We start from the raw sequence: 13,053 nt of genomic DNA on the forward strand, positions 1-13,053 counted from the left end.
GCCTTAGACCTCCAGCCGGGTGCGGCGCAGGAGGGGCCTGGCGAACAGCTCGGCGAGGTCGCCGGCTTGGTCGTAGCCCTGGATCGGGGTGAAGAGCAGCTCGATCGACCACTTGGTGGCGAGCCCCTCCGCCTCGAGCGGATTGGCGAGGCCGAGGCCGCAGACGGTCAGGTCGGGCTTCGCCTCGCGGCAGCGATCCATCTGGTCGTCGAGGCTCTGGCCCTCGACGATCTGGGTGCCGGCCGGGAGCAGCGCGAGCTCGTCGGCGAGGTGGCCGCGATGGAGGTAGGGGGTGCCGACCTCGATGAGCTCGGCACCCATCTCCCGCGACAAGAACCGGGCGAGCGGAATCTCGAGCTGCGAATCGGGGAAGAAGAACACCCGCTTGTCGGCGAGGCGCTGGCGGTAGGGCGCGAGCGCCGTCGCCGCCCGGGCCTGACCCGGTGCGACCACCGATTCGAAACGCGCGCGCGACACGCCGAAGGATTCGGCCGCCGCCCACAGCCAGGCCGTGGTGCCTTCCGAACCGAGGGGGAACGGGGCGGCGAGGCGAGTCGCGCCGCGCTCTTCGAGGGCGCGGGCCGTGTCGGTGAGGAAGGGCTGGGCGAGAAGGTAGCGGGTGCCCTGTCCGAGCGGCGGCATCTCGCCGGCCTTCCGCGCCGGCAGGAAGCGGACCGGTGCGATGCCGAGTGCGGCGAAGATCCGGGCGAACTGGTCCTCGACCACGTCGGCCAGTGCCCCGACGACGAGGAGCGAGGGCTCGGCATCGGCCGCCGAGACCGGCATCTCCGGAACGAGGGACGCGAGGCAGGCATCCTCGCCCTGGGTGAAAGTCGTCTCGATGCCGCTGCCCGAATAGCTCAGCACCCGAACGCTCGGCGCGAAACTGCGCGACAGGCGCTGTGCGGCGCGGCCGAGATCGAGCTTGATCACCTCGGACGGGCAAGACCCGACGAGAAAGAGAAGGCGGATGTCAGGACGACGATCGATCAGGCGGGCGACCACCGCGTCGAGCTCGTCGTTCATGTCGGCGATCCCGGCGAGATCGCGCTCGTCCATGATCGCGGTGGCGAAGCGCGGCTCGGCGAAGATCATGACGCCGGCGGCCGACTGGATGAGGTGGGCGCAGGTGCGCGAGCCGACGACGAGGAAGAAGGCGTCCTGGATCTTCCGGTGCAGCCAGACGATGCCGGTGAGGCCGCAGAACACGGCGCGCTGGCCCCGCTCCTGCCGGATCGTGACGCCGGCGGCGGGATCGGCACAGGCGCCGTCGAGCCGGGTGAGCGGAGCGTGGGCGTTCATCGCGCCGCCTCCGCGAAGAGGATGGCGGCGGGAGCCTGGAGCCTCGCCGAACGCAACTTGAGGACGAACTGGGCGGCGTTGACGACGTAGGCTGCGTAGGCCGCGAGCGCCAGGAGCATCAGCCCGTTCGTGTCAAGGCGACCTGACATTAAGGCGGCGATGTAGGCGGTGTGCAGGGCCAGCACGGCCATGCTGACCATGTCTTCCCAGTAGAAGGCCGGGGCGAACAGGTACCGCCCGAACACCACCTTCTCCCAGATCGAGCCGGTGATCATGATGGCGTAGAGGAGGAGGGTCTTCACCACGACCGAGAGGGTCGCGGCCGATTCGCCTTCACCCGTCGCCAGTGTGCGAAGCACGAGGGCGAGGCTTGCAAGGAACACGAGGAATTGAAGCGGGGCCAAGAGGCCCTGGACGAGGGTCCACCGGCTGGCGTCGCGCCGGGCGCGCTCCTCCGCCGTATAGAGCGGCCGTGTCGCCTGGTCCCTTGATGGACCCATCGATTCCGCCCCCGCTCTTGTCTCGGCCGCCTCATCAGGAGGCTGCCTTGAGGAAGGAGGTTAGGAAGCACCCGGCAGAGTGTCAAGCTGGCTTTACGTCAATCGCTCTGGACACAGGCATCGGCGACGCGTTACAAATCCAGCGTTGTCAAATCGCCTAGGAGGCGTATCGTCGAAAAGTCAGGCTTAACCGAACGCCACGGGATGCGCGGGGATTTCCCCGCGCCCTTGGGTCTGACGCCTGATTGAGAAGAGGTGCCGGCAGGCGCCACGCTCGACGCCAAGATCGAGGTCGACAGGAGTACGTCGCAAACATTGGGAGGGACCAATGGACGACCTGAGGCAGTATCGAGAGCGGTGTTTCTTCGACGAAACGAATCTTCGCGACCCGACGGAGCTTGGGGAGAGTTCGGCTGCCAGTCACTTTGCCCGCGTCGAACATCCGACCCGGTGGCACGGCGACCTCGCCCGCGTCGTCGAAGCCGAGATCATTCCCCGCATGATGCTGGCCCACCGGGCTTCGCAGAGCCCAGAGATGCCCCGGAGCGCCACGCCGACCCCCGACGAGATCGCCGCCTTCGCCGATCTGCTGCTGTCTCCCGAGGGCGACGACACGGACGGGCGGATCGCCCATCTTCTGGCGGGCGGCCTCAGCGTGGACAGCCTCCTCCTCGATCTTCTCGCTCCTTCCGCGCGCCATCTCGGGCTGCTCTGGGAAGAAGACCTCTGCGACTTCACCGAACTCACCATCGCGATGGGCCGCCTGCAGCGCATCAGCTACGGTCTGTCCTCCCGGTTCGGCGGAGAGGAAGACGGCGGATGGGACGGCCGAAGCCTGCTGCTGCTCACCTGTCCGGGAGAAACACACAGCTTTGGTGTGACGTTGCTCGACCGATTCTTCCGCAAAGCCGGCTGGGACACCGTCTGCGCCACCGAAGCCTCCGGCGTCGACCCGGTTTCGCTGGTGCGAACCGAGTGGTTCGACGTCGTCGGCCTGTCGCTCGCCTGTGAGACACTTCTGCCGGTGCTCGCCGAGACGATCGAGGCATTGCGGGGCGCATCGCGGAACCCCGATCTCCATATCATGGTTGGGGGACCGATCTTCCTCGACCATCCGGAATATGTATTCCGCGTTGGCGCCGATGCGACGGCCCGGGATGCGCGCCAGGCCATTGCCATTGCCCAGCGTTTGCTTGATCTGCGTGCCCGAGCCTGCTGAAAGACCCGTCTGACGGCATCACACCTTGGTGATCTTTGACCAGTCTGGCGCTTCCCGCCGCAACGACATCGTTCGCGGCCCTTCATAAATCGCTCGGTCCCCTCGATGAGCAGGCGGCCGGGCTTCTCGTCGCCGCGGCGACGGACCTTTCGCTGGTCATCGACGGCGAAGGGGTGATCCGTGACGCGTCCTTCGGCAGCACCGATCTTGCGGGCGAAGGCTGCGAGGCCTGGCTTGGGCAACGCTTCGTCGACACCGTCACGGTCGAGAGCCGGCCGAAGATCGCCGCCCTGCTCAAGGATGCCGCTCCGGGCGCCGTGACGCGCTGGCGCCAGGTCAATCACCCCTCGGCCACCGGGATCGACCTGCCGATCCGCTATTCGGCGATGCGGCTGAAGGCCGACGGTCCGGTCATCGTGATCGGGCGCAACCTGCGCGCCATGGCGGCCCTGCAGCGTAAGCTCGCCGAGACCCAGCAGGCGCTGGAGCGCGATTACCTGCGCCTGCGCGGCGCCGAGACGCGCTACCGTCTTCTGTTCCAGCTCGCCGGCGAGCCGGTCCTCGTTGTCGATGCCGGCACGCGCCGCGTCACCGAGGTGAACCCGGCCGCCGCTCGCCTTCTCGGCAAGTCCGAGAAGCGCATCGTCGGCCAGGACGTCGTCGATCTGTTCGACGGGGCCAGCGGGCGCGACCTCGAAGCCCTGTTCGCCGGCCTGCGGGCCACCGGCCAGGCCGATGATCTCGTCGCCCGCCTTGGCAACGGTCGCGGCGAGACCCGGGTCGCCGCCTCCCTGTTCCGGCAGGAGAACGCCACCAGCGCCCTCCTGCGCCTGTCGGTCGGTGGCATGGACGCGGTCGACAAGTCGCAGGGGCGCAGCGGCGCCAGCGCCCTCGACGTCATCCAGAACCTGCCGGAAGGCTTCGTCGTCACCGATCCGAGCCGGCACATCCTCGCCGCCAACACGGCGTTCCTCGATCTCGTGCAACTCGCCACGGAGGAGCAGGTCCGCGGCGAGCTCCTCGACCGTTGGCTCGGCCGGGAGGAGAGCGAGGCGGCGACCCTGTTCGCGACGCTCGGCCTTCACGGTTCGATCCGCCATTACGCCACCAGCATCCGCGGGGCCTACGGCGCGATCGAGGATGTCGAGATCGCCGCGGTCTCCGTCGCGGGCGGTGGACATCCCTGCCTCGGCTTCACGATCCGGGGTACGCCGCGCCGCGCGATTACCTCAGCCATGGCGGGGCGCGAATTGCCCCGATCCGTCGAGCAGATGACCGAGCTCGTCGGCCGCGTCTCGATGAAGAACCTCGTGCGCGAATCGACCGATCTCATCGAGCGCCTGTGCATCGAGGCGGCGCTCCGTATCACCCGCGACAACCGCGCCTCCGCGGCCGAGATGCTGGGCCTGAGCCGGCAGGGCCTCTACGCCAAATTGCGTCGCTACGGCATCGGCGATCTCGATGTCGCCGAGGCCGGAGACGACGAGGATTAGGCGTCTTCCGCGTCCATCACTGTAAATCCAGCTTGACACATGGGCGCGTAAAAAATTAGCGTCGCCTCATGGTAACGCCCGCACCCAGCGCCCTGCTCGAGCTCCTGAAGCCGATCACCTGGTTCGCGCCGATGTGGGCTTTCGCCTGCGGCGTCGTCTCCTCCGGTGCCTCGCCGAGCGGGCAATGGCCCGTGATCGCCGCAGGCGTCATCCTGGCCGGCCCCCTGGTCTGCGCTACGAGCCAGGCCGTCAACGATTGGTACGACCGCCACGTCGACGCCATCAACGAGCCGAGCCGGCCGATCCCGTCGGGGCGGATGCCGGGCCGCTGGGGCCTCTGGGTCGCCGGAGCCTGGACGGTTCTGTCCCTCGCGGTCGCTGCCGCCCTCGGGCCCTGGATCCTCGGGGCCGCAATGTTCGGCCTCGTTCTCGCCTGGGTCTACAGCGCACCGCCGCTGCGCCTGAAGCAGAACGGCTGGTGGGGCAATTCGGCGGTGGCGATCTGCTACGAGGGCCTTCCCTGGTTCACCGGGGCCGCCGTGATGGCCGCCGCGATGCCCGACCGGCGGGTGCTGCTCGTCGCCCTGCTCTACTCGGTGGGCGCCCACGGCATCATGACCCTCAATGACTTCAAGTCGGTGGAAGGGGACAGCCGCATGGGCGTGCGATCCCTCCCCGTGCAGCTCGGCACCCAGGCGGCGGCCCGCTTCGCCTGCCTCGTCATGGCGCTGCCGCAGATCGCCGTGATCGCCGCCCTCGCCGCCTGGGACCGACCCTGGCATGCGGGCGTCATCGCCCTTCTGCTCGCAGGTCAGTTCGCCCTGATGGCGACGCTCCTGGCGCAGCCGCGCGAGAAGGCGGCCTGGTACAACGGCACAGGCACCACGCTCTACGTGCTCGGCATGCTGGTGGCCGCCTTCGCCCTTCGGCCCCTCGTGGGAGGAAGCGCATGACGGTATTGGCGCCTGCCTCGTTCTCCTGGCCCGCCATCGCGCGGCTCGGACTCGTACAGACCGCCCTCGGGGCGGTGGTGGTGCTGATCACCTCCACCCTGAACCGGGTCATGGTGGTGGAGCTCGCCCTGCCGGCCATGGTGCCGGGAGCCCTCGTCGCCCTTCACTACGCAGTCCAGGTCCTGCGCCCGCGCTGGGGCTACGGCTCGGATGTGGGCGGGCGCCGGACGCCCTGGATCATCGGCGGCATGGCGGCCCTGACGGTCGGTGGATTCCTCGCGGCGGTGGCGACGCTCGTGATGGAGACGCAGATGGAAGCGGGTCTCGCCCTCGCCGTGCTCGCCTTCCTCGGCGTCGGCATGGGCGCGGGCGCCGCCGGGACCAACCTGCTGGTTCTGCTGGCTAGCGGGGTCGACGAGCGCCGGCGCGGCGCCGCTGCGACCCTGGTCTGGATCATGATGATCGCGGGCTTCGCCGTCACAGCTCCGCTCGCCGGACATTTCCTCGATCCGTTCTCTGGCGCCCGGCTTGTCGCCGTATCCGGCACGGTCTCGCTGGTCGCCTTCGCGGTCGCGGCGCTCGCGGTGCGGGGCATCGAACAGGCGCGGCCCGTCCCCTCTCCCGAGGCTCGTTCCGGGCGCAAGCCGTTCCTGCAGGTGCTCGCCAAAGTCTGGGCCGAGCCGGCCTCCCGCCGCTTCACGGTGTTCCTGTTCGTGGCGATGCTCGCCTACAGCGCCCAGGAGCTGATCCTCGAGCCCTTCGCCGGGCTCGTCTTCGCGATGACGCCCGGGACGACCACCAAGCTCTCCGGCCTGCAGCATGGCGGGGTCCTCGCCGGGATGCTGCTCGTGGCCGGCGTCACGATGGGGATCGGCGGGCCGGTGCTCGGCTCGCTCAAGGCCTGGACCGTGGGCGGATGCCTCGGCTCGGCCCTCGCCCTCCTGGCCATCGCGGCCGGTGGCCTCGTCGGCCAGGACTTCCCCCTACGCCCCGCCGTCTTCGCCCTGGGCTTCTTCAACGGCATCTTCGCGGTGGCCGCCATCGGCTCGATGATGGGCCTTGCCGGGGCCGGCGGCGAAGCCGAGCGTGGCACCCGCATGGGTGTCTGGGGCGCGGCGCAGGGGGTCGCCTTCGGGGCCGGGGGCTTTCTCGGCACCGTCGCGGTCGACCTCGCCCGCCTCGTGACGCCCCATGCGGTCAACGCCTACGCCGCGGTCTTCACCGCCGAGGCCGCCCTCTTCGTCGTAGGCGCCGCCCTGGCGCTGCGCATCGTTTACGCGAAACCGACCCGCCTGGCGGCTCTCTCGCGCAGCGAACCCTTCCCATCCGAGGCCCGTCTCTCCGCGAGGTAGAACCGATGTCCAAGATCGCGATATCCGAGATCCCGGTGTCAACGATCGAGACCTTCGACGTGGTGGTGGTCGGCGGCGGTCCTTCGGGCGCTACGGCGGCCACCGATCTCGCCCGCGCCGGGCGCCGCGTCCTGCTCCTCGACAAGCCGGGCAAGATCAAGCCCTGCGGCGGAGCGATCCCTCCGCGGCTGATCCGTGACTTCGCCATTCCCGACGAACTCATCGTTGCCCGGATCCGCTCGGCCAGGATGATCTCGCCCAAGGACAAGCGGGTCGACATGCCGATCGGCGACGGGTTCGTCGGAATGGTCGACCGCGAGCATTTCGATCCCTGGCTGCGCAACCGCGCCGCCCTTGCCGGTGCGGATTACCGACCCGGCCGTTTCGAGCGGATCACCCACGACCCGGATGGCCTCGTCACCGTTCACTATTCGCCTGTCGGCGGACAGCCGGCCCAGGTCCGCACCCGCCTCGTCATCGGCGCCGACGGGGCCACCTCCGCCGTCGGCCGCACCGAGATCCCCGGCCATGCCGGCATGAAGCAGGTCTTCGCCTATCACGAGATCGTCCGGCGCCCGGCGGACGGCAGCGGCGACGTCGAGGCCACGCGCTGCGACGTCTATTATCAGGGCAAGCTCTCGCCCGACTTCTACGCTTGGATCTTCCCGCACGGCGACACGATCAGCATCGGCACCGGCTCCGCCCGTAAGGGTTTTTCGCTGCGCGGCGCGATCCGGGCTCTCAGGGAATCGAGCGGTCTCGATGCCGGCGAGACGGTCCGGCGCGAGGGCGCGCCGATCCCGCTCAAACCCCTCAAGAAATGGGACAACGGCCGCGACGTCCTCCTCACCGGAGATGCCGCCGGCATCGTGGCCCCCGCCTCCGGTGAAGGGATCTATTACGCCATGCTCGGGGGACGCTTGGCGGCTGAGGCCGCGGAGGCCTTCCTCGTCACCGGCAAGGCGAGCGCCCTGGCGCAGGCACGCCGCCGCTTCATGAAGCTTCACGGCCGCGTCTTCCTGATCCTTGGGATCATGCAGTGGGTCTGGTACCGCAACGACGGCCTTCGTGAGCGCTTCGTCTCCATCTGCAAGGACAAGGACGTTCAGCAGCTCACCTGGGATTCCTACATGAACAAGGAGCTGGTGCGGGCGAAGCCCGCCGCCCATGCGCGGATCTTCTTCAAGGATCTCGCCCACCTCTTCCGCTGGGTGTCGCCGTGAGCGGCTGGACGCCGGTCCTCGTCGCCGTCGGCGCGGCCATCGTAGTGGCGGTCGCCGGCGGCGTGCTGACGACCACGGGCCCGTGGTACCGCGGGCTGCGCCTGCCATCCTGGAAACCGCCGGATTGGGCCTTCGGGCCGGTCTGGACGACGATCTTCACCCTCACGGTCATCTCCGGGCTCATGGCCTGGAACGGCGCACCGAATGCCGAGGCGCGCTCTGCCCTTCTGGTTGCCTACGCCGTCAACGGCGTGCTCAACATCGCTTGGAGCGGGATCTTCTTCCGGATGCGCCGGCCGGATTGGGCGCTGGTCGAGGTCGCGTTCCTATGGCTGTCGATCGTGGCGCTGATGCTCGTCACCGTGCCGATCTCGATCATCGCGGCCCTGCTGCTCCTGCCCTATCTCGCCTGGGTCAGCGTCGCGTCCTACCTCAACCTGACGATCGTTCGCATGAACGCGCCCTTCGGCGCCCATTGAGGGGACCGATATGGCCGAGTGGTTCTCAAGCGGCCTCATCATCGACGCCATCCTCGTCCTCGTGGTGTTGGAGGCGGCAGCCCTGCTGTGGTGGAACCGCCGGACCGGGCGTGGGCCGGCTCCCCTCCCGCTCCTCTGCAACCTCGCATCCGGGGCGGCGCTGATGCTGGCCGTCCGCGCTTCGCTGACCGATTCCGGCTGGCCGATCGTCGCTGTCTGCCTGTTCGGATCGCTTCTGGCCCATGTCGGCGAGCTCGCGATTAGGTTGCGCCGGACTTCTCGCAGGGAGACGCAGCCGCAGCCTGAACCACAACTTCGTGATGTCGGAACCCCTGCCAAAATCGTCGCGTTCCCGCTGCGCCGACAAGGCTGAGGTCGATCCGCCGCCGGCGGCGCATCGCAGGAGAACACCGACATGGTTCGCATGGATGCGGCGGCTTTTGGTGTGCTTCTCCTCTTCGGCGGCGTTCCCGCGGCGGTGGCTCAGGGGGGGGACGCCGACCTCGTCAAGCGCGGCGAATACCTCGTCACAGCCGGCGATTGCGTCGCCTGCCACACGGCTCCCGGCGGGAAACCGTTCGCCGGCAACTATGTGCTGAACACGCCGATCGGCAAGATCCGCACCCCCAACCTGACCCCCGACAAGGAGACCGGCCTCGGCAACTGGACCGAAGACGAGTTCGCTCGCGCCATGCACGAGGGGATCACCAAGGACGGGTCCTATCTCTACCCGGCTTTCCCCTTCGCCTGGTACACCAAGGTGACGCGCGACGACGTCAAGGCGATCTTCGCCTATCTGCGCTCCCTCGAGCCGGTGAACGAGGTGCGCAAGCCCTCCGAGATCCCGTTCCCCTTCAACATCCGCACGGCGCTCGTGACGTGGCGGACCGCGTTCTTCACGCCGGGCGAGTTCAAGCCGGACCCGAATGCCAGCGCCGAGGTCAACCGCGGCGGCTACCTCGTCGAGGGGCTGGGCCATTGCGGCATGTGTCACAACGAAAACAAGATCGTCGGTAACAGCGGCCTCGCGGGCAAGCTCGGCGGCGGCGTCATCGACGGATGGTACGCGCCGAACATCACCCCCGATGGACACCAGGGCATCGGCGGCTGGAGCGACGACCAGGTCGTGACCTACCTGAAGACCGGCTCCGCGCCCGGCAACCAGCCCGGCGTCGCCGCCGGCCCGATGCGCCAGACCATCGAGGAATCCCTCTCCAGGATGACCGATGCCGACCTCAAGGCGATGGTCGCCTACCTGCGCACGCAGAAGGCCAAGGAGGCCTACAAGGTCAAGGACGTCCAGGCTTTCGACCAGGTCGGCGCGCCGGGTGCTGGGACCTATCTCAGCTACTGTTCGTCCTGCCACAAGCCCGACGGCCAGGGCGTACCCGGTGCCATTCCGGCCTTGGCCGGGAACACCTCCGTCCAGTCCGAGGGACCGGAGACCGTGCTGCGCGTGATCCTCGGCGGCTTGAGCGCCCAGAACGGCTACGCGCCGATGCCGGCGGTGGGCACGGGGATGACCGACACCCAGATCGCCGACGTGGCCGACTACATCCGCAATTCCTGGGGCAACCGCGCGCCGGTCATCACAGAGCGCGGCATCGTCGCCACGGCGCGCAAGCAGACCGAGACGATGCTTTCCGGCACCGCGCCCTGCGCGGAGATCGCCCAGCCCGAGATCGCGAAGGCGATCGAGGTAGCCGGGGCCGCCGAGGCCCTGAAGGATCTGCACCCCGAGCAGTTCATCCCGCGGGTCGGCGAACTGCTGCCGAAGGTGAAGGCCTCGGCGGCCGGCGCCAAGGACGACGACATCGTCAACGGCCTCGTCACCGCCTTCTGCAAGGCTGGCCGTAACAGCCCGCTCTACGAGAAGGGCGGCTGGCACGCGGCGATCGGCAGCTTCGGCAGCATCGTCTACAGCCAGCTCAAGAACCCCGAGAAGAGGGCCGACGCCGCGGCTCCGATCCGCCCGACGCCGAACTGAAGCAGCGGAATCTCGATCACCGTCGCCAAGCCAAGCCAAGCCAACGGCTTTTTCGCGTCAGGCGGCCGAGATCTGCCCTTCAGGCGCTCTCGGCTAAAACCGGAGCGGCGTCTTCGGCCGGCTCGCAGCTGTCGTGGAAGCGGTAGGTGTTCCGGCCCTCGGCCTTCGACCGATAGAGCGCGAGGTCGGCCTGACGATAGAGGCCGTCGGCATCGAGGCCGGACTGGGGTCCGAACGAGATTCCGATGCTGAGGCCGACGGTTACCATGACGCCGTCGATATCGATCGGCTCGCGCACGGCCTTGATCAAACGTTGCGACAGCGTCCCGGCGCTGTCGGGCTGGTTCCCGCCCGTCAGCAGGATCATGAACTCGTCCCCGCCGAACCGGGCCAGGATGTCCTCCGTCCGGATGAGATGGCGCATGCGCTCGGCGATCGTCTTGAGCACGCTGTCGCCGGCCTGGTGACCGAGGGTGTCGTTCACCGCCTTGAAGCGATCGAGGTCCATGCACAGCACGGCGAACTGCCCGCCGTAGCGCCGGGCGCGCGCGATCTCCTGGCTCAGGCGCTCCTGGAACAGGGTGCGGTTGGCGAGATCCGTCAGCGCATCGTGCCGGGCCATGTGGGCGATGCGGCGCTCGGCCACCATGCGCTCGTTCACGTCGCGCACGGCGGCAACGTAGCCGTCCGCGACGCCGGTCTTCGGGTCATGCGTCAAGCTGAAGGTCGCCTCGACCCAGGTCCAGGAACCGTCCTTGCGGCGGTAGCGCTGGCGACTCACCGCCTGTCGCACCGTGCCCTTGCAGACCTCGTCGAGCACGCGCCCGTAGGCCTCGGAATCGTCCGGATGGACGAAGTCGAGCGGACGCGTCCCGACGAGTTCCTCTGGCGTGTAGCCGGTGATGGCCAAAGCTGCCGGGGAGACGTAGCGCCGGGTCGTATCGAGGGCCGAGCGGATAACCATGTCGCTCGCATTGTCGGCAAGGATGCGAAATCGCGCCTCGCTGTCCCGCAGATCCGCCTCGATCTTGGCCTGGCGCAGCTGCGCCACCACCATGAGGGCGAGATCCTGGAGGTGGTGGCGCTGCTCCTCGTCGAAGCTGCGCGGCACGCTGTCGATGATGCAGAGGGTCCCGACCCGAAGCCCGGGTCCGATGATCAGCGGCGCGCCGGCATAGAACCGGATGCCGGGCGGGCCGGTGACCAGCGGGTTGTCGCAGAAGCGAAGGTCGCGGGTGGCGTCCTCGACGATGAACGGGGTGTCGTCCATGATCGCGTAGGTGCAGAACGAAACGCCGCGCGAGGTCCCGTCCACCGAGATCCCGCATTTTGCCTTGAACCATTGCCGATCCGACTCCACGATGGAGATCAGTGCGATCGGAACGTCGAACAGAGCCTTGGCCGTCCGGCAGATCACGTCGAAGCGTGGATCGGGATGGAGCGCCAGCAGGTCTAGCTCGCAGATCGCGTCGAGCCTGGCGGATTCGTTCTCACCAACGGGATACATTCGTGCACCGAGCCTAGTTTCGACGGCCAGTTAGGACGGCCGGTCTTGGTCGTGCGTGAAGCTAGACTCGCAAATTTTAACGTTTGATGCATTTCCGGTCGCGATTCACGTCAATTTCCTGGGAATGCCGGATGCTGGTTGAAAGCTTTGACATGACGCGCAGAAGAACGTCGAGCGTCCGGATTGGACGATTCGCTCCACGATCCCTTTGCAACTCTTGGCGGTACATGGCTGGCCTACTCGGTCGTAAACCCTGAAACGGTGCTGAAAGGCGCCGATACTTCCGTCGGTCAGTGCATAATCGCGCAAGGTCGACCCCCCAGCCGCCACCGCCTCGGTGAGTACGTCGCGGATCGTCCTCGCGAGGAGCCGGGCTTTCGGCGTCGGCGCCCCGTCTGGCTTGGCGAGACTGCCCGCGGGCAGTTCCGGGTGCAGGCCGGCCCGGTGCAGGGCCTCGCAGACATAGATGTTGCCGAGGCCCGCGATCAGCCTCTGGTCGAGGAGCGCGCTCTTGAGTGGCGTAATCTTGTGGCGGAACAGCCGCGCCACGGCCTCCCCGGTGAGCCCCTCCCCGAGGGGCTCGATCCCCATACCGGCGAAATGCCGGCAGGCGGCGAGGTCCTGGGTCGGGACGAGGTCCATGAAGCCGAAGCGGCGGGCGTCGTTGTAGGTCACCGTGGCGCCGTTCGACATCGTCAGGACGACGTGGTCGTGCTTTGGCGTGCCGAGAGCCCCTTCGAGGTAGAAATCCCCCGGCGAGAGGTTGCGCCCGTCGGGCAGCTTCACGTCGAAGCGCCCGCTCATACCAAGATGCAGGATCAGGGTCTCCCCGGAATCGAGGGCGGCGGTGAGATACTTGGCGCGCCGCTCGAGGTCCGTGACCGTCGCGCCTTCGAGGCGCTCGGCGAAACGCTCAGGGAACGGGAACCGCAGATTCGGCCGCCGCAGGATGACGCGCGAGACGCGGGCGCCGACCATGGCCGGGCTCAGCCCCAGGCGGACGGTCTCGACTTCGGGCAACTCGGGCATGGCTCTCCT

At 68.1% G+C, this 13,053-nt stretch carries 12 protein-coding genes; 8 read left to right on the forward strand and 4 right to left on the reverse strand.

Annotated features, from left to right (window positions below):
• Window positions 1–3: 3 nt before the first annotated feature.
• A complete protein-coding gene (locus K2Y56_RS09775) occupies window positions 4–1,302 on the reverse strand; it encodes a ferredoxin:protochlorophyllide reductase (ATP-dependent) subunit N (RefSeq protein ID WP_292507181.1) in 1,299 nt (432 codons plus the stop codon).
• On the reverse strand, window positions 1,299–1,802 hold the full coding sequence (gene bchF, locus K2Y56_RS09780) for a 2-vinyl bacteriochlorophyllide hydratase (RefSeq protein WP_292507182.1): 504 nt from the start codon (window positions 1,800–1,802) through the stop codon (window positions 1,299–1,301). Before bchF ends, K2Y56_RS09775 begins: the two co-directional genes overlap by 4 nt.
• 328 nt (window positions 1,803–2,130) lie before the next feature.
• Between bchF and K2Y56_RS09785 the strand changes: the two genes are divergently transcribed.
• From K2Y56_RS09785 to K2Y56_RS09820, 8 genes are all read left to right on the forward strand, one after another.
• The gene (locus tag K2Y56_RS09785) at window positions 2,131–3,021 is read left to right on the forward strand and encodes a B12-binding domain-containing protein (protein ID WP_292507183.1); all 891 of its coding nucleotides are present in this window, start codon (window positions 2,131–2,133) and stop codon (window positions 3,019–3,021) included.
• A 35-nt stretch (window positions 3,022–3,056) separates the two neighbouring features.
• Window positions 3,057–4,514 carry a transcriptional regulator PpsR gene (gene ppsR, locus K2Y56_RS09790; RefSeq protein WP_292507184.1) on the forward strand — a complete coding sequence of 486 codons (1,458 nt, stop codon included), beginning with the start codon at window positions 3,057–3,059 and terminating at the stop codon, window positions 4,512–4,514.
• A 68-nt stretch (window positions 4,515–4,582) separates the two neighbouring features.
• Complete coding sequence (chlG, locus tag K2Y56_RS09795; RefSeq protein WP_292507185.1) at window positions 4,583–5,467, forward strand: chlorophyll synthase ChlG; 885 nt, start codon at window positions 4,583–4,585, stop codon at window positions 5,465–5,467.
• Window positions 5,464–6,819 (forward strand): BCD family MFS transporter, encoded by a 1,356-nt coding sequence (locus tag K2Y56_RS09800; RefSeq protein WP_292507186.1) that lies wholly within the window; start codon window positions 5,464–5,466, stop codon window positions 6,817–6,819. The genes chlG and K2Y56_RS09800 overlap by 4 nt, the downstream gene beginning before the upstream one ends.
• Before the next feature lie 5 nt (window positions 6,820–6,824).
• Window positions 6,825–8,042 carry a geranylgeranyl diphosphate reductase gene (locus tag K2Y56_RS09805; RefSeq protein ID WP_292507187.1) on the forward strand — a complete coding sequence of 406 codons (1,218 nt, stop codon included), beginning with the start codon at window positions 6,825–6,827 and terminating at the stop codon, window positions 8,040–8,042.
• Complete coding sequence (locus tag K2Y56_RS09810; protein ID WP_292507188.1) at window positions 8,039–8,521, forward strand: TspO/MBR family protein; 483 nt, start codon at window positions 8,039–8,041, stop codon at window positions 8,519–8,521. Before K2Y56_RS09805 ends, K2Y56_RS09810 begins: the two co-directional genes overlap by 4 nt.
• Before the next feature lie 10 nt (window positions 8,522–8,531).
• Window positions 8,532–8,894: a hypothetical protein gene (locus tag K2Y56_RS09815; protein WP_292507189.1), complete on the forward strand. Its 363-nt coding sequence runs from the start codon at window positions 8,532–8,534 to the stop codon at window positions 8,892–8,894.
• Window positions 8,895–8,945: 51 nt separating this feature from the next.
• Complete coding sequence (locus tag K2Y56_RS09820) at window positions 8,946–10,508, forward strand: c-type cytochrome (RefSeq protein WP_292507275.1); 1,563 nt, start codon at window positions 8,946–8,948, stop codon at window positions 10,506–10,508.
• A gap of 79 nt (window positions 10,509–10,587) precedes the next feature.
• Here K2Y56_RS09820 and K2Y56_RS09825 read toward each other — a convergent pair whose 3' ends face one another.
• Both K2Y56_RS09825 and mutM read right to left on the reverse strand, forming a co-directional pair.
• Window positions 10,588–12,015 (reverse strand): diguanylate cyclase, encoded by a 1,428-nt coding sequence (locus K2Y56_RS09825; RefSeq protein ID WP_292507190.1) that lies wholly within the window; start codon window positions 12,013–12,015, stop codon window positions 10,588–10,590.
• A gap of 105 nt (window positions 12,016–12,120) precedes the next feature.
• On the reverse strand, window positions 12,121–13,044 hold the full coding sequence (mutM, locus tag K2Y56_RS09830) for a bifunctional DNA-formamidopyrimidine glycosylase/DNA-(apurinic or apyrimidinic site) lyase (protein WP_292507191.1): 924 nt from the start codon (window positions 13,042–13,044) through the stop codon (window positions 12,121–12,123).
• Between the last annotated feature and the right edge of the window lie 9 nt (window positions 13,045–13,053).

The organism is Methylobacterium sp. (assembly GCF_019745455.1).
Classification (GTDB): Bacteria; Pseudomonadota; Alphaproteobacteria; order Rhizobiales; family Beijerinckiaceae; genus Methylobacterium.

Coding starts and splice junctions, on each gene's coding strand:
- mutM (WP_292507191.1), bottom strand. CDS start 13,044: ATGCCCGAGTTGCCCGAAGTCGAGACCGTCCGCCTGGGGCTGAGCCCG.
- K2Y56_RS09825 (WP_292507190.1), bottom strand. CDS start 12,015: ATGTATCCCGTTGGTGAGAACGAATCCGCCAGGCTCGACGCGATCTGC.
- K2Y56_RS09815 (WP_292507189.1), top strand. CDS start 8,532: ATGGCCGAGTGGTTCTCAAGCGGCCTCATCATCGACGCCATCCTCGTC.
- K2Y56_RS09805 (WP_292507187.1), top strand. CDS start 6,825: ATGTCCAAGATCGCGATATCCGAGATCCCGGTGTCAACGATCGAGACC.
- K2Y56_RS09775 (WP_292507181.1), bottom strand. CDS start 1,302: ATGAACGCCCACGCTCCGCTCACCCGGCTCGACGGCGCCTGTGCCGAT.
- chlG (WP_292507185.1), top strand. CDS start 4,583: ATGGTAACGCCCGCACCCAGCGCCCTGCTCGAGCTCCTGAAGCCGATC.
- bchF (WP_292507182.1), bottom strand. CDS start 1,802: ATGGGTCCATCAAGGGACCAGGCGACACGGCCGCTCTATACGGCGGAG.
- K2Y56_RS09800 (WP_292507186.1), top strand. CDS start 5,464: ATGACGGTATTGGCGCCTGCCTCGTTCTCCTGGCCCGCCATCGCGCGG.
- K2Y56_RS09785 (WP_292507183.1), top strand. CDS start 2,131: ATGGACGACCTGAGGCAGTATCGAGAGCGGTGTTTCTTCGACGAAACG.
- K2Y56_RS09820 (WP_292507275.1), top strand. CDS start 8,946: ATGGATGCGGCGGCTTTTGGTGTGCTTCTCCTCTTCGGCGGCGTTCCC.